The sequence below is a fragment of the Iodidimonas sp. SYSU 1G8 genome, from assembly GCF_039655775.1.
Lineage (GTDB): Bacteria > Pseudomonadota > Alphaproteobacteria > SMXS01 > SMXS01 > RI-34.
Genome location: NZ_JBBYXJ010000001.1, coordinates 2,239,045 through 2,263,327, shown reverse-complemented (window position 1 = coordinate 2,263,327; position 24,283 = coordinate 2,239,045). Strand labels below are relative to the sequence as shown.

At 65.0% G+C, this 24,283-nt stretch carries 28 protein-coding genes; 18 read left to right on the top strand and 10 right to left on the bottom strand.

Going from position 1 to position 24,283, the window contains the following annotated elements; all coding sequences use genetic code 11:
- Positions 1–40: 40 nt before the first annotated feature.
- The 5 genes from WJU17_RS10680 to WJU17_RS10660 all read left to right on the top strand — a co-directional run bounded on the left by WJU17_RS10680 (position 41) and on the right by WJU17_RS10660 (position 5,010).
- Positions 41–1,411, top strand: a complete 1,371-nt coding sequence (locus WJU17_RS10680) for an MFS transporter (protein WP_346327312.1) — start codon at positions 41–43, stop codon at positions 1,409–1,411.
- A gap of 77 nt (positions 1,412–1,488) precedes the next feature.
- On the top strand, positions 1,489–2,748 hold the full coding sequence (locus WJU17_RS10675; RefSeq protein WP_346327311.1) for a cytochrome P450: 1,260 nt from the start codon (positions 1,489–1,491) through the stop codon (positions 2,746–2,748).
- A gap of 59 nt (positions 2,749–2,807) precedes the next feature.
- Positions 2,808–3,215: an antitoxin Xre/MbcA/ParS toxin-binding domain-containing protein gene (locus WJU17_RS10670; protein WP_346327310.1), complete on the top strand. Its 408-nt coding sequence runs from the start codon at positions 2,808–2,810 to the stop codon at positions 3,213–3,215.
- A 20-nt stretch (positions 3,216–3,235) separates the two neighbouring features.
- Complete coding sequence (locus tag WJU17_RS10665; protein ID WP_346327309.1) at positions 3,236–3,661, top strand: RES family NAD+ phosphorylase; 426 nt, start codon at positions 3,236–3,238, stop codon at positions 3,659–3,661.
- A 71-nt stretch (positions 3,662–3,732) separates the two neighbouring features.
- Entirely contained in the window at positions 3,733–5,010 is a 1,278-nt protein-coding gene (locus tag WJU17_RS10660; protein WP_346327308.1) for a cytochrome P450, read from the top strand.
- 6 nt (positions 5,011–5,016) lie between these two features.
- Here WJU17_RS10660 and WJU17_RS10655 read toward each other — a convergent pair whose 3' ends face one another.
- Together WJU17_RS10655 and WJU17_RS10650 are read right to left on the bottom strand one after the other, a co-directional pair.
- Positions 5,017–5,754: a glutathione S-transferase N-terminal domain-containing protein gene (locus WJU17_RS10655; protein WP_346327307.1), complete on the bottom strand. Its 738-nt coding sequence runs from the start codon at positions 5,752–5,754 to the stop codon at positions 5,017–5,019.
- Between the two features lie 11 nt (positions 5,755–5,765).
- Positions 5,766–6,419, bottom strand: a complete 654-nt coding sequence (locus tag WJU17_RS10650; protein ID WP_346327306.1) for an MAPEG family protein — start codon at positions 6,417–6,419, stop codon at positions 5,766–5,768.
- 93 nt (positions 6,420–6,512) lie between these two features.
- On the opposite strand from WJU17_RS10650, the gene WJU17_RS10645 reads away from it, so the two are divergent.
- From WJU17_RS10645 to WJU17_RS10615, 7 genes are all read left to right on the top strand, one after another.
- Positions 6,513–7,463, top strand: coding sequence for a polysaccharide deacetylase (locus WJU17_RS10645; RefSeq protein ID WP_346327305.1), 951 nt, complete (start codon positions 6,513–6,515; stop codon positions 7,461–7,463).
- Between the two features lie 31 nt (positions 7,464–7,494).
- Positions 7,495–8,442, top strand: coding sequence for a GNAT family N-acetyltransferase (locus WJU17_RS10640; RefSeq protein ID WP_346327304.1), 948 nt, complete (start codon positions 7,495–7,497; stop codon positions 8,440–8,442).
- 5 nt (positions 8,443–8,447) lie between these two features.
- Positions 8,448–9,152, top strand: a complete 705-nt coding sequence (locus WJU17_RS10635) for a hypothetical protein (protein ID WP_346327303.1) — start codon at positions 8,448–8,450, stop codon at positions 9,150–9,152.
- Between the two features lie 123 nt (positions 9,153–9,275).
- Complete coding sequence (locus WJU17_RS10630; RefSeq protein WP_346327302.1) at positions 9,276–10,430, top strand: acyl-CoA dehydrogenase family protein; 1,155 nt, start codon at positions 9,276–9,278, stop codon at positions 10,428–10,430.
- Positions 10,431–10,435: 5 nt separating this feature from the next.
- Entirely contained in the window at positions 10,436–11,452 is a 1,017-nt protein-coding gene (locus WJU17_RS10625; RefSeq protein WP_346327301.1) for an acyl-CoA dehydrogenase family protein, read from the top strand.
- A gap of 71 nt (positions 11,453–11,523) precedes the next feature.
- Positions 11,524–11,808 carry an AbrB/MazE/SpoVT family DNA-binding domain-containing protein gene (locus WJU17_RS10620; protein ID WP_346327300.1) on the top strand — a complete coding sequence of 95 codons (285 nt, stop codon included), beginning with the start codon at positions 11,524–11,526 and terminating at the stop codon, positions 11,806–11,808.
- Positions 11,790–12,152 carry a type II toxin-antitoxin system VapC family toxin gene (locus tag WJU17_RS10615; protein WP_346327299.1) on the top strand — a complete coding sequence of 121 codons (363 nt, stop codon included), beginning with the start codon at positions 11,790–11,792 and terminating at the stop codon, positions 12,150–12,152. Before WJU17_RS10620 ends, WJU17_RS10615 begins: the two co-directional genes overlap by 19 nt.
- Position 12,153: 1 nt before the next feature.
- Here the strand turns inward: WJU17_RS10615 and WJU17_RS10610 are convergent, their stop codons facing one another.
- A complete protein-coding gene (locus tag WJU17_RS10610; protein WP_346327298.1) occupies positions 12,154–12,921 on the bottom strand; it encodes an autoinducer binding domain-containing protein in 768 nt (255 codons plus the stop codon).
- A 102-nt stretch (positions 12,922–13,023) separates the two neighbouring features.
- Here WJU17_RS10610 and WJU17_RS10605 point away from each other — a divergent pair, with 102 nt between their 5' ends.
- The 4 genes from WJU17_RS10605 to WJU17_RS10590 all read left to right on the top strand — a co-directional run bounded on the left by WJU17_RS10605 (position 13,024) and on the right by WJU17_RS10590 (position 17,503).
- Complete coding sequence (locus WJU17_RS10605) at positions 13,024–14,268, top strand: cytochrome P450 (protein WP_346327297.1); 1,245 nt, start codon at positions 13,024–13,026, stop codon at positions 14,266–14,268.
- A 59-nt stretch (positions 14,269–14,327) separates the two neighbouring features.
- The gene (locus WJU17_RS10600) at positions 14,328–15,605 is read left to right on the top strand and encodes an aromatic ring-hydroxylating dioxygenase subunit alpha (RefSeq protein WP_346327296.1); all 1,278 of its coding nucleotides are present in this window, start codon (positions 14,328–14,330) and stop codon (positions 15,603–15,605) included.
- A gap of 11 nt (positions 15,606–15,616) precedes the next feature.
- Positions 15,617–16,156: a VOC family protein gene (locus WJU17_RS10595; RefSeq protein WP_346327295.1), complete on the top strand. Its 540-nt coding sequence runs from the start codon at positions 15,617–15,619 to the stop codon at positions 16,154–16,156.
- Between the two features lie 123 nt (positions 16,157–16,279).
- A complete protein-coding gene (locus WJU17_RS10590) occupies positions 16,280–17,503 on the top strand; it encodes a CoA transferase (RefSeq protein WP_346327294.1) in 1,224 nt (407 codons plus the stop codon).
- Positions 17,504–17,509: 6 nt separating this feature from the next.
- Here WJU17_RS10590 and WJU17_RS10585 read toward each other — a convergent pair whose 3' ends face one another.
- A complete protein-coding gene (locus tag WJU17_RS10585; RefSeq protein WP_346327293.1) occupies positions 17,510–18,187 on the bottom strand; it encodes an EthD domain-containing protein in 678 nt (225 codons plus the stop codon).
- A 145-nt stretch (positions 18,188–18,332) separates the two neighbouring features.
- Here WJU17_RS10585 and WJU17_RS10580 point away from each other — a divergent pair, with 145 nt between their 5' ends.
- Complete coding sequence (locus WJU17_RS10580) at positions 18,333–19,706, top strand: MFS transporter (RefSeq protein ID WP_346327292.1); 1,374 nt, start codon at positions 18,333–18,335, stop codon at positions 19,704–19,706.
- 42 nt (positions 19,707–19,748) lie between these two features.
- Here the strand turns inward: WJU17_RS10580 and WJU17_RS10575 are convergent, their stop codons facing one another.
- The 6 genes from WJU17_RS10575 to WJU17_RS10550 all read right to left on the bottom strand — a co-directional run bounded on the left by WJU17_RS10575 (position 19,749) and on the right by WJU17_RS10550 (position 23,296).
- A complete protein-coding gene (locus WJU17_RS10575; protein ID WP_346327291.1) occupies positions 19,749–20,075 on the bottom strand; it encodes an addiction module antidote protein in 327 nt (108 codons plus the stop codon).
- 15 nt (positions 20,076–20,090) lie between these two features.
- A complete protein-coding gene (locus WJU17_RS10570; protein ID WP_346327290.1) occupies positions 20,091–20,384 on the bottom strand; it encodes a type II toxin-antitoxin system RelE/ParE family toxin in 294 nt (97 codons plus the stop codon).
- A 97-nt stretch (positions 20,385–20,481) separates the two neighbouring features.
- Entirely contained in the window at positions 20,482–21,258 is a 777-nt protein-coding gene (locus tag WJU17_RS10565) for an SDR family oxidoreductase (RefSeq protein WP_346327289.1), read from the bottom strand.
- Positions 21,259–21,273: 15 nt separating this feature from the next.
- Positions 21,274–21,816 carry a VOC family protein gene (locus WJU17_RS10560; protein ID WP_346327288.1) on the bottom strand — a complete coding sequence of 181 codons (543 nt, stop codon included), beginning with the start codon at positions 21,814–21,816 and terminating at the stop codon, positions 21,274–21,276.
- Positions 21,817–21,875: 59 nt separating this feature from the next.
- Entirely contained in the window at positions 21,876–22,451 is a 576-nt protein-coding gene (locus tag WJU17_RS10555; RefSeq protein WP_346327287.1) for a histidine phosphatase family protein, read from the bottom strand.
- A gap of 11 nt (positions 22,452–22,462) precedes the next feature.
- Positions 22,463–23,296: an alpha/beta hydrolase gene (locus tag WJU17_RS10550; protein WP_346327286.1), complete on the bottom strand. Its 834-nt coding sequence runs from the start codon at positions 23,294–23,296 to the stop codon at positions 22,463–22,465.
- 114 nt (positions 23,297–23,410) lie between these two features.
- Here WJU17_RS10550 and WJU17_RS10545 point away from each other — a divergent pair, with 114 nt between their 5' ends.
- Positions 23,411–24,277: a methyltransferase domain-containing protein gene (locus WJU17_RS10545; RefSeq protein ID WP_346327285.1), complete on the top strand. Its 867-nt coding sequence runs from the start codon at positions 23,411–23,413 to the stop codon at positions 24,275–24,277.
- Positions 24,278–24,283: the final 6 nt, after the last annotated feature.

The following is a 24,283-nucleotide window of genomic DNA, read 5'->3' as shown; positions in this document are numbered from 1 at the left end:
ATCCCGGCCGGGAAGTTCCAGGGGAAGCGAAGGAGACGACGTGGCTGAATCCAACGATGCGCCGGTGAAGGCACCGTACCCCAAACCGCTCTATGCATGGTTCGTGGTCGCCATTCTGGTGGTCGCGGCGATGATCTCGTATATCGACCGACAGGTCATCGCGATCGTCCTTCAGCCCATGAAGGACGACATGAACCTCTCCGATACCGAAATCAGCTGGCTCTACAGCGGTTTCGCGATCTTCTACGCCATCGCGGGTTTGCCGCTGGCGCGCATGGCCGACACCTATAACCGGAAGTGGCTGATCGCGGCCGGCGTGTTCGTCTGGAGTCTGATGACCGTCGCGTGCGGCCTGACGCGCAGCTATGTGCTGATCTTCATGGCCCGCATCGGCGTCGGTGTCGGCGAGGCCGTGCTCTCGCCCGCGACCAATTCCATGGTCGGCGACATGTTCCCCCGCGACAAGATTCCCCTGGCGCTCAGCGTGTTCCAGACCGGCGCGATCATGGGCTCGGCCATCGCCTTCATCATCGGCGGCGCGGCGCTCGGCCTGATGCAGGATCTGGCGACCGGCAACGAACTGCCTCTCGTGGGCGAGCTGCGCCCCTGGCAGCTCACCTTCATCGTCGTCGGCGTGCCCGGCTTCCTCGTCGTGCTGCTGATCATGATGATCCGCGAGCCGGTCCGCCGGAACCTCGCCGCCATGGGCACCACCCCGAGCGTGGCGCCGAAGGGCGTGCCGGTGCGCGAGATCGTCGCGTTCTACAAGCACAACTGGCAGACCATGTTCTACCACCATGTCGGGTTCCTCTCCCTGGCATTGGCCGGTTTCGCCTTCGTGTTCTGGACCGTGTCCTTCTTTACCCGCGTGCATGGCATGGAAGCCGCCGCTGCCTCGCAGATATTCGGCTGGATCTTCCTGATCGCGGGCCCGGCCGGCGCGGTCTGGGCCGGCATGCAGGCCGGCTACTTCACCCGTCGCGGCCGCAAGGACGGCAACATCCTCGCCGGTATGATCGGCGGCGCCCTGACCATTCCCTCCATCGTCCTGATCCAGGTGATGCCCAACGCGACCTGGGCGTTCGTCCTCTACGCGCCCGCGCTGTTCTTCGTGAACGCGCCCTTCGGCCTGGCCTATGGCGCCTTGCCCGTGATCACGCCGCCGCCCATGCGCGCGCAGGTCGCCGCGTTCTACATGCTGGTCGTTTCCGGCGGCATGGCGTTCGGCCCGGTGCTGGCGGCCATGTTCAACGACCACATCTTCACCGGCGATGATGGTGTCCGCTGGTCGCTGGTCACTCTGTCGTCCCTGTGCGGCATCATCGGCGTCACCTGCCTCGCCCTGTGCCGCAAGCACTATGCCCGCAGCATGATGGAGGCGGACGAGCGCGAGTTGACCCAGGGCTACTGACCCGGGGCGATATACACCTGTTTCCCCGTTCCGCCGGGCCATGCATACTGGCCCGGTCGGAATGGGGAGACTGACCAATGTCAACGCGCGAGGACGGCGTCCGGCCGCTCGAGGAATACAGCCTGCTCGACCCGCAGGTGCATGCCTGTCCCTATGAGTTCTTCCAGCGGCTGCGCGCCGAGTGTCCCGTGTACCGGATGCCCGAGACGGGTACGTATCTGGTCACCCGTTACGACGACATCCGGGCGATCAAGAAGAATCACCAGGACTTCACCTCCAACATCACCCTGCAGGAACGCGGCCGGCGCGAGGTGCACAAGGAGCATGACCGCATCCTGCAGACCTATGGCTGGGACAATGTCCAGACCTTGCAGCGGACGGACCCGCCATCCCATGACCGTTGGCGTAGCCTGATCGACCGCACCTTCACCGCCAGCCGCGTCCGCGAGATGACACCCTATATCGACAGCATGGTCGCCGAGCTGATCGATTCCTGGATCGGTGACGGGGAATGCGACTTCGTCAGCCAGTTCGCCATTCCGCTGCCGTGCAAGGTGATCGCCGACCAGCTCGGCGTCGACCGCGACAATTTCTGGAAGCTGAAAGCCTGGTCCGACGCCATGCTCGAGCCCGGCAGCCCGACGTGCCCGGACGAGCGGGTGATCGAGTGCGCCCATCTGGTGGTCGAATCCCAGCACTACTTCTACAAGGTGTTCGAGGACCGGCGACGCGCGCCCAAGGGCGACATCATGTCGGCGCTGATCCACACCGACATGGGCGGCGAGCCGCCGCTCAGCATGCACGAGTTGCAAAACCTGATGAACCAGTTGCTGACCGGCGGCAACGAAACCACCACCAGCGCCATCTCCCACGCGCTCTGGAACCTGCTGAAGTTCCCGGACCAGATGGCGCGGCTGCGCGCCGACCGCTCATTGCTCAAGAATTTCGTCGAGGAAACGCTGCGCTTCGAGACGCCCGTTCTTGGTCTTGCCCGCAAGACCACCCGCGACGTCGAGGTAAGCGGCGCGCCCATCCCCAAGGATTCGCTCGTGGTGCTGACCTATGCGGCGGCGAACCGCGACGAGGACAAGTTCGGCGACGGCGAGACCTTCGACATCACGCGCAAGAACGCGGGCGCGCAGATCGCTTTCGGGATGGGCGCCCATTTCTGCCCCGGCGCCATGCTGGCGCGGCAGGAGATCCTCAGCACGTTCACCGCGCTGCTCGACCGGCTGGACGATATCGAGCTCGCTCGGCCCATGCCGGACGAAACCCATCAGCGCAGCGTCTTCCTGCACCAGCTGAAGGAACTGCCGATCCGCTTCCGCAAGCGTTGACTTGCGCGGCGCGGCAATATGCCGTATATAATGAGGCAGATTGCCGAAGGATTTTTGTCATGTCCGGCTCATTCAGCGGATTCTCCGAACAGCCAGCCGACCGGCTGGCGTTGATCGAGCAGATTCGCGTCGGGCTGCCTTTCGAAACCGTGACCGCCGCGGCCGAGACGCTCGGCCTGACCATCGGCGATCTTGCCGCCTTCGGCATTATTCCCGCTCGGACCCTGTCCCACAGCCGGCAGGGCGGCCAGTTCAGTCCTGCCCAGTCCGACCGTGTTGCCCGTTTCTTCCGTATCTGGCGGCGGGCTGTGGATACGTTCGGCGGCGGCGATCAGGCCCGCCGCTGGCTGGAGCGTCCGACGCGGCCGCTGGGCGATCAGGCACCCATGGCGTTGCTCGATACGGAAGAAGGCGCCCGGCTCGTTGACGATCTGCTTTACCGCATCGATCAAGGCCTCGCCGCCTGATGCCGCTGACCGGCTGGCGGTTGGCGCGCCGGCCATGGGCGGACCTTTCCGGCGAGGGAGCGCGGCGCCGCGGCGGTCGCTGGCACTCGCCCGGCCATGCCGTGGTCTATCTGTCACAGGAAGCAGCGCTGCCCGTGCTGGAGGTGCTGGTGCATTTCGATCTACCGCCGGATCTTCTGCCGCTCGACTACGTGTTGATGCGGGTCGATCTCGCGCGGCTGGAGGCAGCCGTCGAGGACGGCCCCGCCGAGCCGCTGGAGGTGCCTGAGAGCAGGGCATGGGGCGATCGCTGGATCGCCGAGGCGCGCTCGCCGCTGGCACGGGTCCCCTCCGTTCTGGTGCCGGAAGCCGCCAACCTGATCCTGAACGTGCGGCACCCGCTGGCTCCTCTGTTGCCGTCGCCGGTCAGCCGGTCATTCGCGTTCGATCCCCGGCTGCTCGCGTAAGCGGGCTTGAAGCCGTCACGCCCGAATGTAAAGATCGGCGGGAAAATTCACGGGGAAGAACGGGGACCGCCATGAGCACGCTTGCCGAGAAACCGACCGCCACGGGCGGCCTGCCCATCGAAGGCTTCAACGTCCTCGATCCCAAGGTGCAGGGCTGCCCCTATCCCTATTACCAGACCATGCGCGCTCAGTGCCCCGTGTACCAGAGCCCGCAAACCGGCATGTTCTATGTCACGAAGTACGATGACATCCGCTTCATCAAGAAGCATCCGGAACTGTTCACCTCCGACATGACCCATTCGTCGCGCGGCAAGCAGCAGGAGGCGCACGCGCAACACGAGAAGATCCTGTCCACCTATGGCTGGGCGCATGTGCAGGTGCTGCAGCGGACCGACCCCCCGGCCCATAATCGCTGGCGCCAGTATATCGACCGTACCTTCACGGCCAGCCGCGTCAACGAGATGAAGCCTTATGTGGACCAGATGGTCCACGAGCTGATCGACGCCTTCATCGACCAGGGCGAGTGCGAATTCGTCCGCGATTTCTGCGTGCCGCTGCCCTGCAAGGTGATCGCCGACCAGCTCGGTCTGCCGCGCGACCAGTACCAGCGCCTCAAGTCCTGGTCCGACGCCATGCTGATGCCCGGCGGCCTAATGGCGACCGACGACGAGATCGTGCAGTGCGCCTGGGTCGAACTGGACGCGCAACACTTCTTCTATGATGTGTTCGAGGATCGCCGGAAGAACCCGCGCAACGACATCATGTCCGTGCTGGTGAACACCCGCTTCGACGGCGAAGAGCCCATGTCCATGCACGAACTGCAGAACATGATGCATCAGCTGATCACCGGCGGGAACGAGACGACGACCAGCGCCATTTCCCACGCCCTGTGGAACCTGCTGAAAAACCCCGAGCAGATGGCGCGTCTGCGCGCCGACCGGTCATTGGTGAAGAATTTCGTCGAGGAGACACTGCGCTACGAGACGCCCATTCTCGGCCTGTTCCGTCAGGCGACCCAGGATGTCGAGCTCAGCGACACCACCATTCCAAAGGGCACGATCATCTTCATGGCCTATGGCTCGGCCAACCGGGATGAGGACAAGTTCGACGACGGCGAGACCTTCGACGTGACCCGCAAGAACGCGGGCGCCCAGATTGCCTTCGGCATGGGCGCCCATTTCTGTCCGGGCGCCATGCTCGCCCGGCGCGAGATTCAGTCGGCGTTCGAGATCATGCTCGACCGCATGGACGACATCCAGCTGGCCCGCCCGCTGGCGGAACAGACCCACGAGCCGAGCATCTTCCTGCACCAGCTGCGCGAGCTGCCGATCACCTTCAGGAAGAGGTAAGACCCGTCAGCCCTTTGCCGCCCGTTTGGCGGCCTTGCGCGCCAGCAACTGCTCGCGTGTCTGGCCGTAGAGCAGGTTCTTGGCTTCATCGGAAATCTTGCCTGGCGTGGCGGCGATCTCGCGTCCGAGCGCATAGGCGCGCTTGACTGCGGGCCGCTCGCCCATGGCCTCGAACCAGCGCTTCAGGTGCGGCGTGTCGTTCAGGTCCTGGCCCTGCAACTCGTGTAGCGTGATCCAGCCCCAGCAGGCCATGTCGGCGATGGAATACTCGTCGTTGGCGATCCATTCCCGGTCTTCCAGCTGGTCGTCCAGCAGGCCCCACAGCCGCGCCACTTCGTTGGTGTAGCGGTTGATGGCATACTCCAGCTTCTCCGGCGCATAGGCGCGGAAATGATTGGCCTGGCCGCCCATGGGGCCCATCCCGCCCATCTGCCACATCACCCATTCGAGCACCTTGGCGCGCTTGTAGGGATCGGCCGGCAGGTACTTGCCGGTCTTCTCCGCCAGATGGATCAGGATCGCGCCGGATTCGAAGATCGACAGGGGCTGGCCTTCCGGACCGGTCACGTCGTGATCGACGATGGCGGGCACCCGGTTGTTGGGGCTTACCTTCAGGAAGTCGGGCTCGAATTGCTGGCCGACCATGATGTTGATCGGGATGATCTTGTAGGGCAGGCCGGTCTCCTCGAGGAAGATACTGACCTTCCAGGTATTCGGCGTCGGAAAGTAATACAGGTCGATCATCGGTCCGGTCCTTAAGAAATCAGGATGAAGTAGGCGGAGGCAACCACCATGTAGCTCAGCGCCAGCAGCGTCGACTGGATGCCGACGATGCGGCCGAAACTGGCCATCTCATGCCTGCTGTAACCCCAGGCGTGCAGGTAGCGCGCCAGGGTGAACAGGGCGCCGCCGAAATGCACCATGGCCGTCGGCGCGCCGGACCATTCCAGCGCGATCAGCAATCCCAGCCCGGTGGGGACATATTCGGTGTAATTGGCGTGGACCCGGGCGATCCGGTCGGCCGTCTTGTCCTCGTTGCCGAAATTCTCCACCGCCGCGCGCACCCGGTGGTGCAGCACGTTGTAGGTCAGGAGCACCAACAGCAACCCCAGCGCCGCCGCGTAGTACAGGGTGACGGGCACCTGCGACAGGCCGCGCGCCAGCGGAATGCCGGGGCCGAACACATTGGCAGCCACGATCAGCGCCACGCCCACGGTCAGGCACGCATAGCAACCCTTCATGAAGTTGCCGAAGATGCCGATCATCATGGCCGGCGGCTTGTGGGGCTGGGCCTCGGGCGCCTTCACATAGGGCAGGATGCGGCGATACGCATATAGAATGCCCAGGCCCACCATGATGAAGGCCAGGCCCACGGTCGTGCCGAATACGCTGAGATTCACGCCGTCCATTTTTCCTCCCCTATCCGTGTCTTCCCCATGCACTATAATGCATGGCTCCGGCGCCCTTACAATCAGCTTGCGCCGACAAGCGGGAGCGCCTGGATGCTCGATGTGCTCATCACCGTGGACACGGAATTCTGGCCGGCCGGCACCGACCTCGAGGCCGCGCGCGACAATTACGCCCGCTGCATTCTCGGCCGTCATCGGCATGGCGCGCACGGCATTGGCTATCAGATCGAGGCCCTCAACGCGCACGGGCTTAAGGGCGTGTTCTTCATCGAGGCGCTGCATACGGCCGTGCTCGGTGACGAGTTCCTGGCCCGCACCGTCGACATGGTCCGCGGTGGCGGGCACGAAGTGCAGTTGCACCTGCATCCCGAATGGGTCGGTGTCTGGGATGGCAATCCCTTCGGCGGCCGCACGGGCCGCAACATGCACCAGTTCGACGAGGATGATCAGGCCGCCATGATCGAGATCGGCCTGGATGCGATGGCGCGTTGCGGCGTCGGCGACATCGTCGCGTTCCGGGCCGGCAATTACGGCGCCGATCGTGCGACCCTGCGGGCGCTGGCGCGCTGCGGCCTCGTCTTCGATACCAGTTACAATCTCGCCCATATGAGCTCGGACTGCGCACTCGATTTCAACCAGCCACTCGAAACGGCTGTCCAGGTGGACGGAATATGGGAAGTCCCCGTCACCCATTTCTCCGACCGCCCCGGCCATGTGCGGCCCATGCAGCTCTGCGCCGTTTCGTTCAACGAAATGTCGGCGGTGCTCAAGACAGCCAAGGTCGCGGGCCGGGCGACCGCCGTGCTGGTGTCGCACGGCTTCGAGCTTATGAATCCCGCGCGCACGAGGCCGGATCCGGTGGTGGTCAACCGCTTTGGACAACTCTGCCATTTTCTGGGCGGGGCGCGCGAGCAGGGCATCGTGACCCGAGGCTTCGCCGATCTGGTGCTATCCGAGGCGCCGCAAGCCCTACCCATCCGTTCGAACGCGGTGCGTACCGGCGCCCGCATGGTCGAGCAGCTGGTCAGCCGGCTCTATCAGTGAACGCGCTCCGTCCTTGAGCAGGAAGCCGCTGGTGAACGACGACTGGCGCATCCAGCAGGTCCGCTTCCCTTTCCGGGTGGGGGACGTGAAACTGATCTCGCCGGTGCTGACCATGCTGGTGCGCGGCGGCTCCTTTCTCGACCGGGCGCCTGGCCTGCCGGGGACGCCGGCCGAGCCGCTGCCGAGCGCCTGCGCCGGCTATCTCTGGCGCTCGCAGCCCGTGGCCGGGGATCCGGCGCCGCTGGCGACGCGCGACGGCTACATCTGTTATGTGCCGGCGCTCTACAATCGCTGCTTCGTCGACCTGTCGCTTGGCCACGAGCGCTACATGGCCCGGTTCTCGGGCAAGACCCGCTCGACGCTGCTGCGCAAACTGAAAAAATTCGAGACTGAGTCGGGTGGCACGGCGGATTTCCGTGTCTATCGGACGCCAGCGGAGATGGTTGAGTTCCACCATCTCGCGCGGCAGGTATCGCGGCTCACCTACCAGGAACGGCTGCTGGATGCCGGCCTGCCGGACGATGCCGGCTTTCTGGCGGAGATGCGCGATCTGGCCGAGATCGGGCGCGTCTACGGCTTCCTGCTGTTCCTTGGCGGCGCGCCCGCTGCCTATATCTACTGCCCGGCCGAAGGCGAGGCGCTGCTCTATGCCTATGTGGGCTTCGACCCGGCGCTGTCGGCACTCTCTCCCGGCACCGTGCTGCAGCTGCTCGCCCTGCGCACCCTGTTCGAGGACGGACGCTTTCGCTATTTCGACTTCACCGAGGGCGAGGGGCCGCACAAGACGCTGTTCGCGACCGGCTCGGTCCGGTGCGCCGATGTTTACCTGTTGCGCCGGTCGGCGAAACATTATGCACTGGTCGGCGCGCGCGGACTGGTCGAGGCGCTGGGCGCGGGCGCCGGTAGCCTCCTCGACCGGTTGGGGCTGAAGCGTCTGGTGAAACGCTGGCTGCGGCGCGGACCGGCGGCGGAAGGATGAACGGAATGGATTTTCGCCGGCTCGCACTGGCATGGAAGCGGCACGGACCGGTCCGGTTCGTCTATTTGATCTTCTACAATGTCTGGTACGCCTTCATGCGGCTGATCGGACGCCGCGCCGTGGCCTGGTCCAAGGACATGGACTTCGACGAGAAGCATGGTGTCGATACCGCTCGCACCCTCGAGGTGGGCGAGCTGAATGTGGATGCCGAGGCGGCGAAATTCGCCCACCGCTATCAGGCGACCAGCATCGAGGTCATCAACCAGGTGATCGGCGCGCTCGATGTGGATTACCGCGAGCACACCTTCATCGATTTCGGTTCGGGCAAGGGCCGCGTGCTGCTGGTCGCGTCGTCCTATCCGTTCGGCAAGATCATGGGCGTCGAGTACAGCCGGGAACTGCACGATATCTGCGAGGCCAATATCCGCGTCTATCGCGGCGAGGGGCAGCAGTGCTTCGATCTGGAATCCGTCTGCTGCGATGCGGGTGCCTTCGTGCCGCCGGACGGGCCGCTGGTCTGCTATTTCTACAATCCCTTCGGCCGCGAACTGCTCGTTCAGGTCGCCGATAATCTGGCTGCCAAGGCCGCGTCGGGCGGCGCGCCGGTCCGGGTCATCTATGTCGAGCCGGAGATGGCCGACGTCTTCGGGCCGGCCCGCTGGGCCGTGCTGAAACGTACGGACGGCTACGTCATTTTCGAAAGTCTCTAGAGTCCCTGCAGCCTTGCAGGTCAGACCTGAACCGGCCTAAGTTGCACGCCACCAATCCGGCGGCGGATCCCTCGCGTAGAGGAACCAACCCATCCCGGAACCCAGGATGCCCAGGGGGAGACCATGAGCACAGCATTGACCTATCCGCCACGCACGTTGGCGCCCGAACAGGACGCCATGCGGGCCGAAATCCGCGCTTTTCTCGAGAAGGATTATGCCGCTGGCGGCTTCAGCCGCGGCCAGGAAGCCATGGCGCGCTACGACATCGAATTCTCCAGGCGTTTCGGCGCCGCCGGGTTCATCGGCGTCACCTGGCCGAAAAAGTATGGCGGCCGCGAACTGACCTTCCTCGACCGCTATGTGATCATCGAGGAAGTCCTCGCCGCCGGTGCGCCCTGCGGCGCCCACTGGGTCGCCGACCGCCAGAGCGGCCCGCTTCTCCTGAAATACGGCACCGAGGAACAGCGCGAGCGCTTCCTGCCGCCGATCGTGCGCGGCGAATCCTATTTCTGCATCGGCATGTCCGAGCCGGACAGCGGCTCCGACCTGGCCTCGGTCCGCTGCTCGGCCACCAAGGTCGATGGCGGCTGGCTACTGAACGGCACCAAGCTCTGGACCTCGCTGGCCCACGTCTGCCACTACATGATCGCGCTGGTGCGCACCTCGCCGCTCGATCCGCAGCACCGTCATGCCGGCATGAGCCAGATGATCGTCGATCTGAACTCGCCCGGCGTCGAAGTGCGCCCGGTCTACAATCTGGCGGGCGAGCATCATTTCAACCAGGAAGTCTTCACCGATTGCTTCGTGCCGGACGAGAACGTGGTCGGCGAGGTCGGCAATGGCTGGGAACAGGTGATGAGCGAGCTGGCCTACGAGCGCAGCGGCCCTGAACGCATTCTCAGCACCTTCCAGACCCTGGTCGAGCTGGTCCGCTCGGTCGGCGACAATCCGACCGAGACCGAGGCCCGCGCCATCGGCAGGTTGACCGCCCATCTCGCCACCCTGCGCGGCATGGCGCTGTCGGTCGCCGGCATGCTGGCGGACGGCAAGATGCCCATCACCGAAGCGGCGCTGGTGAAGGATCTCGGCACCAATTACTGCAAGGAAGTGCCCGAGGTCGCCCGCCTCATCTGCTCGCCGGAAGACGGCGCCGGCGGCAACTCCACCTATGAATCCATGCTGAAGACGGCGACGCTGATCGCCCCGTCTCTCACCATTCAGGGCGGCACGCGCGAAATTCTGCGCGGCATGATCGCAAGGGGGCTCGGCCTACGATGAACGAAATGCGCACTCTTATCCTCGACACGGCGGACCGCATCTTCCGTGACATCTGCGATCAGGTTCTGATCGACAAGGCCGAGAAGGGCGAGTGGCCCGCCGGCCTGTGGCAGACCCTGGAAGAGTCCGGCCTGACCCAGGCCTCGGTGCCCGAGGAACGCGGCGGTGCCGGCGGCACGCTCGGCGATGGCCTCTATTTCCTGAAGACCTCCGGCCGTTACGCGGCGCCGCTGCCGCTGGCCGAAACCCTGATCGCCGGCGTCCTGCTGGCGCAGGCCGGCGCCGATGTGCCGGCGGGACCGCTCACCGTCGCCCCGGTCCGTGCCAACGAGACCATCGCGGTCGTCGGCGGCAAGCTTTCCGGAACGGCGACGCGTATTCCGTTCGCCCGCAATGCGTCGGCCATCGTGGTGCTGACCTCGGAAGGCCTCGTGGTGGTCGATCCTGCCCAGGTGACGATCGAGCCGGGCAAGAGCATGGCCGGCGAACCGCGCGACACCGTGATCTTCGACGGCGCGCCCGCGACCGTCGTCGGCGGCGCCGTGGCGTTCGAGGCGCTGATGCGTCTCGGTGCGCTGGCGCGTTCGGTACAGATGGCGGGTGCCATGGAAGGCATTCTCGCGATGTCGCTGCAGTACGTGCAGGACCGTGTCCAGTTCGGCCGCACCCTGTCCAAGTTCCAGGCGGTGCAGCAGTCCATGGCGGCCATGGCCGGTCAGGTGGCGGCGGCCTCCGCGGCGGCCGATGCCGCGATCGAGAGCACGGAAGCAGGCGATAACGGCATCAACATCGCCGTCGCCAAGGCCCGCGTGGGCGAGGCGGCCGGCGTGGCCGCCGAGCTGGCCCATCAGGCCCACGGCGCCATCGGCTTCACCCACGAATACGCGCTGCACCAGTTTACCCGCCGCATGTGGGCCTGGCGCGACGAGTTCGGCGGCGAGCCCTACTGGCAGGCCGAACTGGGCCGCCAGGTGGCCAAGGCCGGCGCCGACCGGCTCTGGGTCCTCGCCTCGCAGACCTGATCCCGCTCTTGCGCCTTGGACGACGCGCACTATCCGGCATATGCTAAGGCCTATGCCGGATGGAGTCGCCCATGGGCGTGGAACGCCAGGTAAAGCTTTTCAGAAACGGCCGGAGCCAGGCCGTGCGTATCCCGAAGGAGTTCGAGCTTCCGGGTGACGATGCCGTCATGCGTAAGGAAGGCGACAGGATCATCATCGAAGCCGCCAGGAAGCAGCCCCTGGCGGAGTGGCTGGCGACGCTTGAGCCCATAGATGAGGATTTGCCTGAGATTGACGACCGGCCACCGGAACTCGTCGATCCGCGAGCTACCTGCTCGACACCAACATTCTCTCGGTCATGGCCCGCGATCCGCTAGGTCCTCTGGCACGGCATGTGACCGATGTCGGAAGCGAGAATGTCTGCACCAGCATCGTCGTCGCCTCGGAGCTTCGTTTCTGGTTGTCCAAGGGCGCCTCAGACCGTCTTCGGCGGCGGATCGAGGACTTTCTTGAACGAATTGTCGTGCTGCCGTTCGAAAGCCCCGCGGACGAAGCCTATGGCAGAATTCGTTCCTACCTTGAGCGGAACGGCGCATTGATCGGAGCGAACGATCTGTTCATCGCGGCCCATGGCTTGGCGCTGGGTTGCACGGTCGTGACCGACAGCACCAAGGAGTTCACGCGCGTGCCGGACCTGCTCGTCGAGAACTGGCGCCGCTAGCCTAGAAAATCGGCCCGATGATCCCCAGCTGCGCGGCCTTGGCCACGGCCTGTGTCCGCGTGACCGCGTTCAGCTTCTGTGTGGCGTTCTCGATGTGAAACCGCGCCGTCGATGGAGAGATCGACAAGATGACGCCGGTTTCCTGATCGGTCTTGCCGCGCGCCGCCCAGGTCAGGCACTCGATCTCGCGGCTGGTCAGGTAGATGAATTCGGTCTCGGGCGCCTGGATGCCGCGCGCCGCGTCCGCCAGCTGCATGAACTGCATGGACGCCAGCAGCAGCGCGCGGCGATGGCGGCGCCAGATCGGCTCCAGGTCGAGATCCGGGTCCCGGTTGAGCCACGAGACCGATCCCACCCGCCCGCGCGACATGTGCGTCGGCACGATGATGGCGCCGTGGATACCGTGCGCCACCTGCCATTCCAGCACCTTGCGCTGGATCGGCTCCAGCGTGTCCTCGTGCGGCCATGGGTCGTTGGCCTGCCAGAAGAACGGCAGGTGCTGGAAACGGCAGGCATGCGTCGTCGGGCTCAGCAGGGTGAAGTTCTGCTCGACCCATTCGTCGATGGCCACCTTGTTCCAGCCGAACAGCTCGGCGAGCCGGTTGCCCTTCTCGTCGGTCAGCGGCACGGTCGTCGAGATGTCGTCGAGCGCCGCCACCAGCGGCACCCCGATCAGCTCTCCGATCCGTCGCAAGAGGCTGACGCCGTCGGCGAGGCGCGTCGCGGTCTCCAGCGCGTCCAGGCACGCATTGACGTCGTTCAGTCCCATCCTCGCGCGGCACTCCCCCAACCTGTCGATTCCGAGAGGTAGACGTTACAGGCCTCAGCGCCCAAACTCCATGACATCGGGAATACGGGGAAGTGTCTCGCGATGAACAAGCCGCAGCAATTCAGCCTGCTGGATCCTGCCGTGCAGCAGTGTCCTTTCGACTACTACAAAGTGCTTCGCAACGAGGCGCCGGTCTATCTGATGCCCGAGACGGGCATGTATATCGTCACGACCTATGACCTTCTGATGGAGGTCATGAAGAACCCGAAGATCTATTCCAACCTGGCGCCGTCGGGCCGCCGCGCCGGCCTCTACTGCGAGGAAGCCGAGCGGATCATCAACGAGAAGGGCTATGGCCGGTTCATGCCGACCATCGTCAACAACGACCAGCCCGGACACACCATCTATCGCGGCCTGGTCAACGACGCCTTCCGCGCGGGCCGCATCCGCCAGATGGAGGCTTACATCACCGACGTGGTCGATGAGCTGGTCGGCCAGTTCGCGGCGCGCGGCGCCTGCGACGGCGTCGCCGATTTCGCCGTGCCGGTGCCCATGTACGTCATCGCCGACCAGCTCGGTGTGCCGCGCGCCGACTTCCAGAAGTTCAAGGAATGGTCCGACGCCTGGGTGATCGGTCTGGGCATGAAGGTGCCGGACGAGGTGCTGATCGATGCCGCCGAGAAGGTGGTCGAAATGCAGCACTACATGATCGCCCGCATGGCCGAACGCCGGATCGAGCCGCGCGACGACATCATGAGCGACCTGGTGCAGGCGACCTATGATGGCGAGCGGCCGCTGACGGACAAGGAGGTGCTCTCCATCGTCGAGCAAATCCTCGTCGCCGGCAACGAGACCACCACCAACGGCATCGCCAACGGCCTCCAGCGGCTCGCCGAGGATCAGGCGCTCCAGGCGCGGCTGCGCGCCGCGCCGGACCTGCTGCCAAAGTTCGTCGAGGAGATTCTGCGGGTCGAATCGCCGGTGCAGGGCCTGTTCCGCTATGTGACCGAGGACACGGAACTGGGCGGCGTCGCGATCCCGAAAGGGGCGACGGTGATGATCCGTTATGCCGCCGGCAACCGCGACGCCGCCAAGTTCGAGCGGGCCGAGGATTTCGACCTGGACCGCAAGAACAACGGCGCGCACATCGCCTTCGGCTCCGGCATTCATCACTGCGTCGGCTCGCAGCTGGCCCGTGCCGAGATGCTGGTCAGCTTCCGCGCCTTCCTCGACCGTTTCAGCGCCATCGAACTGGCCGTCGCGCCGGAAGACATCCATTACCACCCCAGCTTCGCGCTGCGGGGACCGACCAAACTGCCGCTGCGGCTAACCCCCGCTGTTGGCTGATCCAGCGAACCATGCAAAGATGCATCCGTGCATAATATGCTCAATCAGGAGACGGTGACATGCTGACTGAACAGCAAATCCAGGAAATCCGCCAACAGATCGATTTCGAGTTCAAGCGCAAGTCGCCGCCCGCCGGTTTCCCGAAATTCCCGGACGTGCCCGCCGGCCGCTACAATGATCCGGAATTCTTCGAGCTGGAGAACAAGCACTACTGGCGCAAGACCTGGATGCTTGCCGCCACCTTGGACGACATCCCCAACCCGGGCGATTACATGCTGTGGGAGATGGCGCGCCAGCCCATCGTCATCGTGCACGGCAAGGATGGCGAGGTCCGCTCGTTCTACAACACCTGCCGTCACCGCGGCGCGCCGGTCGTCACCGAACAGCGCGGCCATGCCGAGCACGGCCTGGTCTGCAACTATCATGGCTGGACCTACAACCATCAGGGCGACCTGATCGGCATCCGCGACAAGCGCGACTTCATCGATTTCGATTTCGAGTGCCGCAGCCTGTATCCGGTGCGCACCGAGCGGTACGGCAAGCTGATCTTCGTCAACTTCGACGACGAAGCCATGCCGCTGCTGCAGTATCTCGGTCCGATCGCCGACGAGTGGAAGGAATTCCAGTTCGACAAGCTGCGCCTCGTTGATCACTACGTCTGGGATCTGCACTGCAATTGGAAGATCGCCATCGAGGCGAACATGGAAGTCTACCATGTGAAGTCGATCCATCCGCAGACGGTGGACCCGGCGCTCGATTACCGCGGCAACGTCAACACGCTCTATCCGCATGGTCATTCCCGCATGGTGGCGCCGAACCGGGTGCGCGAGAAGCGCGGCGGCTATGCCTCCACGGCGACGCACCTGCCGCAGATCGACACGGTGGGCGAGATCGGCCGCACCTGCACCCAGTCCTATCACGTGGAACCGAACTGGGTCTCGCCGCTCGGCTCGACCCTGTTCCCGGTGCTGAACTTCTGGCCGGTGAACATCCGCGAGACCAAGTTCGAGCTGCGCTGGTTCGCCATGGATTGGGGCAATGGCCCGGTGCCCGCCGAATGGCGCCAGCACATCGAATGGTTCAACGTGGTCGTCACCGAGGACACCCAGTTCGGCGACTGGATCCAGAAGTCCGTGGAATCCTACGCGTTCAAGGGCGTGCCGCTCTGCTACCAGGAAGCGCGCATCTACCACATGCACCAGAACATCGACAAGATGATCGGCCCGAACCAGGTGCCGGCGCATCTGAAGGTCGAGCCGGTGCTGACCGACGAGTGGATCCACCCGAACGACACCAATGAGCGGCTGCGCCAGCAGCAGTCCCTGGCGGCGGAATAGGAGCGCACGGCATGAGTCTGGTCCGGTACCCCGTTCAGCAATACGCCTATGTTGTCGACGATATCGAGGCGGCGTGCATGCGCTGGGTCGATTTCGTGGGGGCCGGACCGTTCTTCCTCATGCCGCACCACAAGTCCAAGGACGTGGTCTATCGGGGCAAGCCGTGCGATGTGGACGTGTCCTATGCGTTCGGCCAGGCCGGCCCCGCCCATATCCAGCTGGTGCAGGTGCACAACGACGTGCCGTCCTGCTATGGCGACATGTACAAGAAGGGCGAACAGGGCTTTCACCATTTCGCCCTTCTGGTGCCGGACATCGACGAGGAAAAGCGCCGTTACGAGGCGGCGGGCTGCGAGACGGTGACCGAGCTGTTCTCGGCCGCCCGCGTCGCCTACATGGATGCCCGCCATCTGTTCGGCTGCTTCGTCGAGCTGTATCAGGACAACCCGCAGGTCCGTGCCTCCTTCCAGAACTGGAAGGACGTGCACGAGGCGTGGGACGGCAAGACCGACCCGATCCGGCGTATCGACTGGACGCCGCCGAAAGGTTGAGGCGTCCCGGTTCTGGAATAAAAACCGGCCGACCCGGCCCGCTTGAACAACAGAGCCCTTTTTTCAGTCGCGTTAACCCGGCAATATCCCCCTCCAACCAGCTTTATTGAGACGGGGAAATCGATGACGCAGGACAAGCGCGGGCCATTGGACGGCATCCGGGTGATCGACATGTCGACCGTGGTGCTCGGCCCCTATGCCGGCCAGATCATGGGCGATCTGGGCGCGGACGTGATCCGGGTCGAATCGCCCCAGTCGGACATGACCCGCTGGGCGGGCAACTCGCCCCATGCCGGCTTCGGCCCCATCTTCATGAACTGCAACCGCAACAAACGATCGCTGTGCCTCGATTTGAAGAAAGAAGGCGCGCGCGAGGCGCTGATGGAGCTGGTCAAGACCGCCGACGTGTTTCTCCACAATGTGCGGCTCGAGGCGGTCGAGCGCCTGGGCTTCGGTTACGAGGCCGTCCGCGCGGTCAGGCCCGACATCGTCTATGTCCATGCGGTCGGCTTCGGCAGTGACGGGCCGTATGCGGGCCGCCCGGCCTATGACGATCTGGTGCAGGCCGCGGCCAGCGCCGTCAGCCTCAACACCATGATCGACCCGGACGAGGAGCCGCGCTACATGGCGACCCTGGCCGCCGACAAGACCACCGGCCTGCACGCCGCCTATGCCACGCTCGCCGCCCTGTTCCACCGCGAGCGCACCGGCGAGGGCCAGTTCGTCGAGGTGCCCATGCTGGAAAGCTTCACCTCGTTCCTGATGATCGAGCATCTGAACGGGCACACCTACGAGCCGCCGCTGGGCGATTACGGCTATCATCGGGTGATCAACGCCCACCGCAGGCCGTACCGCACGAAGGACGGCTATGTCTGCATCATGCCCTATTCGAGCGAACAGTGGCGCACCGTGTTCCGCCTCGGCGGCACGCCCGTCGCCGATGACGATCCCCGCTTCAAGTCCATGGCCGGCATCGCCGGCAACATCCGCGAGCTTTACCGCATGCTGGCCGAGGTGACGCTGACCCGCACCAGCGACGACTGGATGAGCCTGCTGACCGAGGCGGACGTGCCGGTCATGAAGGTCAACCGGATCGAGGATCTGAAGACGGAAGAGCATCTGAGCGCCGTCGACTTCTTCGAGCACCGGCAGCACCCGTGGGAAGGCGGCTATCGCTCCATGCGCCAGCCGGTCAAGTTCTCGGCGTCACCCGCCTCGTTCCGCTACGACCCGCCGGGTCTTGGCGAGCACAACCGCGAGGTCATGCGCGAGCTGGGCGTGCCCGACGAGCGGATCAGCGCGCTCGAGGCCTCGGGCGCGCTGCACAGCCGCATGCCGAAGCAGTAGGGCGGCTCAGTCGTCCCAGACGACCCGGTTCTCGTCGACGAACATGACCCGCGTCGCCTTGCGGTCCACATGCTTGTCCAGCTGCAGCGACAGCGCGGCGGTCGCCGCGTCGCGGTCATGGGCCGCCTGGTCGGGCCACCACAGCTCCTCGACCCCGTCATAGAGCGCGTCCGTGCCCGCATAGGCCTGCGGCACCAGCGTGGACTTGACCCAGCGCTGGAGATGATCGCCACCCGTCAGCAGCGGCGTGTCCCGGTGCAGCCAGAAATCCTCGAAGGCCCGCTGCGACACGGAGGCGCCGCGCTTCAGGAAGAACAGCGCCTTCACGGGCCGGTCGTCGCGCGACAGTTTCGGCCCTTCCTTGACCACCGTCTCGCGCACCAGCACGCCGTCCGACCGCACCCGCATGAAAGCGGGCTCGTCGATGAAGGCGCCGGTCATGTATTCCGGCATGGTGGTCAGGATCTTCGCCGTCTCCACCGAATCCAGCCACACCTCGGGGCACCCGTCCGATGGCGGCGCGTATCCGGGATAGGGCGTCGCCGCCCGGTGGTTCTGGACATAGCGGCGCATGATGGGCACCAGCTTCACAGCATGCTCGGCATGGGGGCCGCGCCAATGGGCGTGGAACTGTTCCTGACTGATGTCGCCGCGCTTGTGCAGCATGCCGAAGGATTTGATCATGATTGTCCCCTGTTTCGCGCCGCCGCTCCCCTGCGCGCCGCTTTCCTGACAGAAATGTAACAGGCTCAAGGCCTTCCGCAACGCGGGTTTCGCTTGGCAACCCCGATACCAGCCTGCAAACATGTTACCGGGGAGAAAATTAGCGATGCCGAACCATGAGACCGCGCCCGCGGGCGCCCGCCTGAGCAAACGGACCATCTTCTTCTACGGCCTGACGGACATGCCCGTCATGATGGCGCTCATCCCGCTGGCCGTTTTCCTGCCGAACTTCTACACCAGCGACCTGGGGCTCGACCTGGTCATGGTGGCGAATGTCCTGTTGATCACCCGGCTGCTCGACTTGCTGGTCGATCCGCTGATCGGGCGGCTCAGCGACATGAGCCAGTCGCGCTGGGGCCGGCGCAGGCCCTGGATCCTGGCCTCGGCGCCCATCCTGGCCCTCTCGTTCTACATGCTGTTCCTGCCGCCGCCGGATGCCACCATCTGGTATCTGGCCGGCTGGATGATGTTGATGTGGATCGGCTGGTCCATGCTGCTGATCCCCTATTACGCCTGGGCGGCCGAGCTGACGACCGATTTCCACGAACGCTCGGTGGTCACGGGCTGGCGCTCCATGGCCGGCGTCATCGGCCAGCTGCTGGCCCAGGTCCTGCCGGTGATCGCGCTCGCGTGGTTCGGCTATGGCGGCACCGGCGAGACGCTGAAGCTGGTCGGCATCCTCGTCGTCGTGATGATTCCCGTCTGTATTCTGCTGACCGTGACCCAGGTGGACGAGAAACGGAACTACATTCGCTCGGTCATGCCGCTGATGACGGGCCTCAAGCTGATGTGGACCAACGGGCCGTTCCTGCGCCTGGTCTTCGCGTTCCTGCTCAGCTTCACGGCGCTCGCCATCACCACCACGCTTTACCTCTATTACATCCGGCACGTGGTGGGCGAAGAGAAGCGCGGCATCTACATGCTGCTGTTCTTCTACGTCTTCAATATGGCCGCGGTACCCTTCTGGGTCTGGCTGTCGCGCCGCATCGGCAAGCACAAGGCCTGGATCGCCAGCTTCGTGATGATCAGCGTCGTCAACCCGTTCTACATGCTGCACGGCCCGGGCGATTTCTGGTGGATGGCGCCGCTCACCATCCTCTCGGGCTTCGCGGCCGGCGCCTTTGCCTCGCTGCCCAACTCCATGAAAGCCGACGTCATCGACGTGGATTCCCTGCGCAGCGGCGAGGACCGCGCCGCGCTCTATTTCGCCGTCTGGTCGGTGGCGCAGAAAGCCTCGACCTCCTTCGCCGCCTGGGTGGCGCTGATGGGGCTGGCCTGGTTCGGCTTTGACCCGAAGGTGTTCACCAACGGTCCCGACCAGATCCAGGGCCTGAAGATCATGTTCGCCCTGGTCCCGTCCGTCTTCTTCCTCGCGGCCGGCGCGGTCGCCTGGCGCTACTCCATCACCGAGGAATCCCACGCGCAAGTCCGCGCCGAACTGGAAAGACGGCGGCAGGCGGCGGCTGGGGTTGCGGAATAGGGGGGCGGATCGGCGGTCCAGCGGACTGGGCAATCCGCCTCATCAGGCCTGTTGCAGGTCTATGGCCTCTTCACTGTCAGAGATTGCTTGCGGCGCCAGCGTGAATCCATAGCCAAGCGCCGCCGCGATCTTCAGCACGGTCTCAAGCGTGGGGTTCGCGCCATGATTGAGTGCCGAGTAGATAGTGGCTCTCGGGAGCCCGCTGTCGCGTGCGATCTTCGATATCCCGCGCGCCTTTGCGATGACGCCAAGGGCATCGGCGATATGGCCGGCATGACCGCTCTCCAGCGCGTCACTCAGGAAGCGGGCTTCGGCTGCCGGGGTCCTGATGTACTTGGACGCATCGAATGCCTTTGTCTGACGAGGCATGCGTTGGCTCCTTTTCTAGACGTCCGCCGCCAATGTCTTGGCGCGCCTGATATCCCTGGACTGAGTTTTCTTGGTGCCGCCGCAGAGCACGATCACGGTCGTCAACCTGCGGATGACATAGTAGGAGCGATAACCCTGTCCTACATCCACCCGCAGTTCGCTGACGCCGTCGCCTACAGCGGCCCAGTCGCCGAACAGACCCCGGCGCATCCGCTCCACCCGGTTGGCGATGGCAGCCTGAGCGACATCGTCCGTGATAGCGTCAAGCCACTCATCGAACTCGGGAAGGGTTTCAACCCTGTAGTCCATGTCTGATATATGAGACAGTTCTGCCCGGGTGTCAATTATATCGACACGTCGCAGGCCACCGGTGCTAGCCCATCAATAGCCTGAGAAGCGCCGCGTCCTACGGCACCACGCCTTCCATGGCGGTGACCGTGTTGTCGACGATCATCTCGGCGCCATTGGTGTATTTGGATTCGTCCGAGGCCAGATAGACCACCATCCAGGCGATGTCGTTGGGCTCGCCCGGGCGGGTGCCGCGCACCGGCGCGGTGTTGCGCGGGTCGGCGGCGCGGGCTTCGGCGACCTGCTTGCCCACGGCGATGGTCATGGGCGTGACGATGCCGCCGGGATGGACCGAATTCACCCGGATCTTGTCGCCGTTCTGAGCGCAGTGCACGGCGGCCGCCTTGCTCATCAGGCGCACGGCGCCCTTGGCCGCCGCGTAGGCGAACACATAAGGCACGCCGACAATGCCGGCGATGGACGACATGTTGATGATCGAACAGGGCTCGCCGCTCTCGCGCATCAGCGGAATGGCATGCTTCATGCCGAAGAAGGTGGCGTCGGTGCTCACCGCGTTGACCTTGCGCCACTGGTCTTCGGTGCAGGTTTCCACCGTGGCGGGAATGACGATGCCGGCATTGTTCACCAGCACGTTCAGCTTGCCGTATGTCTGCTTCACATGGGCGATGAAGTCGATCCACGCCGCCTCGGTGGTGACGTCGAGATGCACGTATTCGGCGCCGATCTCCGCCGCCAGGGCCTTGCCCTTTTCATCGGCGATGTCGGCGATGATGACGGTGCCGCCTTCCTGCGCCAGCAAGCGGCAATCCGCCTCGCCCAATCCCATCGCGCCGCCCGTGACGACGCACACCTTACCTTCGACCCGTCCCACCATGTCTCGTTCTCCCCCTTATCGTCCAGGATGCCGTGGGTCCCACAGCCGCTCCTCGTAATCCTTCTCGTAGGCCTTGCCGCCCGGATAGCTGATCAGTTCCATCTGGAAATCCCAGGGCGTCAGGAAATAGCATGACCGCGCGCCCGCCTCGGGGCCGCTGGCGATCTCCGGGCCGGGATCGCCGCCCTTCATGATCCGTACCCCATGCGCCTTCAGATGCGCCACGGCGGCGTCCATGTCGTCCACATAGATGGCGATGTGGTGGCCGCCCCAGTCGGTGTTGCGCGGCATCTTCTGGCGCTGGTCGGGCGAGGCGTATTCGAACAGCTCGATGTTCAGGCCGGCGCCGCCGCACAGCTGCTGCACCTTCCTGATCTCGGCCTCCGGATGCACGTTCAGCGTGCCCTCCATCCACTCGCCCTTGTAGGGGCCGTGGCGGTAGAAAGGCCGGAAACCCATCACGTTGACGAAGAAATCATAGGCTTCGTCGAAGTCCGGGACGGTGATGCCGATGTGCTCGACGCCGCGCAGCCCGGGCATTCCCTTGCGTTCACTCATGGTCATCTCCCCGATGAGCGGCCATTGAAGCCCGGACCGGACGGGTTTGGCAATGCGATTTACCGGATTTCCGTTTCCGCCTCGCGGCCCAGCGCCACCAGCTTGAGCACGCCGTCATGGTTTTCCACGACGGTGATCGAGCAATTGTCGGGCCGGAAGCACACCAGCGCGTCATTGCCCAGCAGGTGACCGGCGATGACGTTGATGGCGATGTAGTGCGAGGTGATGACGGTCGGCTCGCGGATTTCGCGGATCGCGTCGATGACGCCGTCGCGCCAGGCGATCAGATCGTGCTCGCCCGCGCGCTGGGCCGCGTCGTCCTTCCACGTCCCGGCCATGGCCTCGAGCAGCCAGGCCTTGCGCGCCTCCAGATCCTCGCTGGGCGAGGGGATTTCGGAAATACGCGGCTCGATGCGCGGCACGGTGCCCCACTGCGCTGCGAAGGGCCTTGCCGTTTCCTGGGTGCGGCGCATGGGGCTGGTGACGATCGGCAGCGGGCCGAGGCTCTCGAGGGACGCGGCGGCCTCGCTGGCCTGTTCCCAGCCCAGATCGCTCAGGCCGGGGTCCATGTCCTGGTCCCAGCCGCCGGTGGCCTGGCCGTGACGGATCAGATAAAGGCGGACGGGTTGGCTCATGATGGGTCCTTTCAGGCGAAACTGGCGGCGGCGAAAGTGAACAGCTCGGCGTTGAAGCGGTCCATCTCCTCCATGAAGGGGGAATGGCCGGTGCCCTCATAGACCGACAGGCGGGCCTGCGGGAAGGACGCCGCCACATGCTCGCCCGCGCTCAGCGGCATCAGCATGTCGGCGCTGCCATGGGGCACCAGCACGGGCAGGCCGCTCTCGCGCGCCAGCGCCGTGTTGTCAGCCTCGCGGTGCAGGATGTTGAAGCGCGCATGGGGCGGCACCACCGCCGCATAGCCCAGGCATTCGTAATACAGCGACTCCGGCATGGGCTCGGCGGTCAGGTAGCCGGCGAAGGCCTGCAGCGCAGGCATGTTCTTGGCCGGATTGCTCGACACCAGGCGCGGGAACATCCCGGCCACGTCCGGCGACAGGATGCGGGCCGCCGCCTCTCCGCCCAGATGAAGGCTGGTGCCGACCATCACCAGGCCGGCGGCGCGCGCCGGTCCCGCATGGCGCAGATGATCGGCGATCACATAGCCGCCATAGGACCAGCCCACCAGCACCGCCCGGTCGATGCCCAGGCCATCCAGCACCGCGCTGACATCCTCGGACCAGCGCCGGGCTTCCAGATACGCCTCCGGCGCTTCCGGCTTGCCGGACTGGCCGTGGCCGCGCAGATCGAACGCGACCAGCCGGAAGGCGTCGCCCAACTCGGGGTCGTCCAATTGAAACTGCCAGGACAGGCTGTTCTGCAGGAAGCCGTGAATGAACAGGATGGCCGGCAGATCGCTCTGGCCGCTGTCCCGGTAGAACAGGCGCGTGCCGTCCGCGCTGGTGACGAATCCCGTGTCCATGCCTGCTCCCCGCTGTGCGGTTGAATTTGTATGGCGCGGCGCCGCCGCCGTCCACCATGTTGCGTTGACCGGGGCCGCGTCTCATACTCCCGGCTTGGTCCATGGGAGGAATTCATGCAGACGCTTGAAGCGGCCGGTCCCAACGCCGAACAGATCGAGTTCTGGAACGGCGAGGGCGGCGAGAAATTCGTCCGCTACCAGAACGCCCTCGACGCCATGCTGGAGCCTTTCGGCGCCGAGGCCATCCGCCAGGCCGTCGTCCGCTCCGGCGAGGCTGTGCTCGACATCGGCTGCGGCTGCGGCGAAACCACCATCGACCTCTCGCGCCTCGTCGGCGTGACCGGCGAGGTGGTCGGCGTCGATATCTCGGAACCCATGCTGGCGCGCGCCGAATATCTCGCGGCGCAGACCGAGATGACCAACGTGTTTTTCGAACTGGTGGACGTGGAAACCGGCAAGCTCCACGAGGAAAGCTTCGATCTGGCCTTCTCCCGCTTCGGCGTCATGTTCTTCCGCAACCCGGCGACGGCGTTCCGCAACGTCCACGGCGCGCTACGCCCCGGCGGGCGCATCGCCTTTGCCTGCTGGCAGCCGCTCGACCGCAATCAGTGGGTGTCGCTGCAGCTCAAGGCGGTATTGCCGCTGGTGCCGCCGCCCGAGCGGCCGGGACCCGAGGATCCGGGGCCGTTCTCGTTCGGCGATCCCGAACGCATCCGGCGCATCCTGACCGAGGCCGGCTTCACCGACATCGCCATCGAGCCCTTCGCGCCCAAGGTCGTGCTGGGCGGCATGCTGGTGCTGGACGACGCGGTGGATTTCAGTCTGGAGATCGGTCCGGTCTCGGCGCTGCTCAAGGACGCGGACGAAGCGACCCGCGCCAAGGCGCGCGAGGCCGTGCGCGCGGCGCTGGAGACCTACCGGACCGAGCGCGGCGTGATGCTCTCGGCGGGCGCCTGGATCGTCACCGCCCGGAAGGGCTGAGACCCT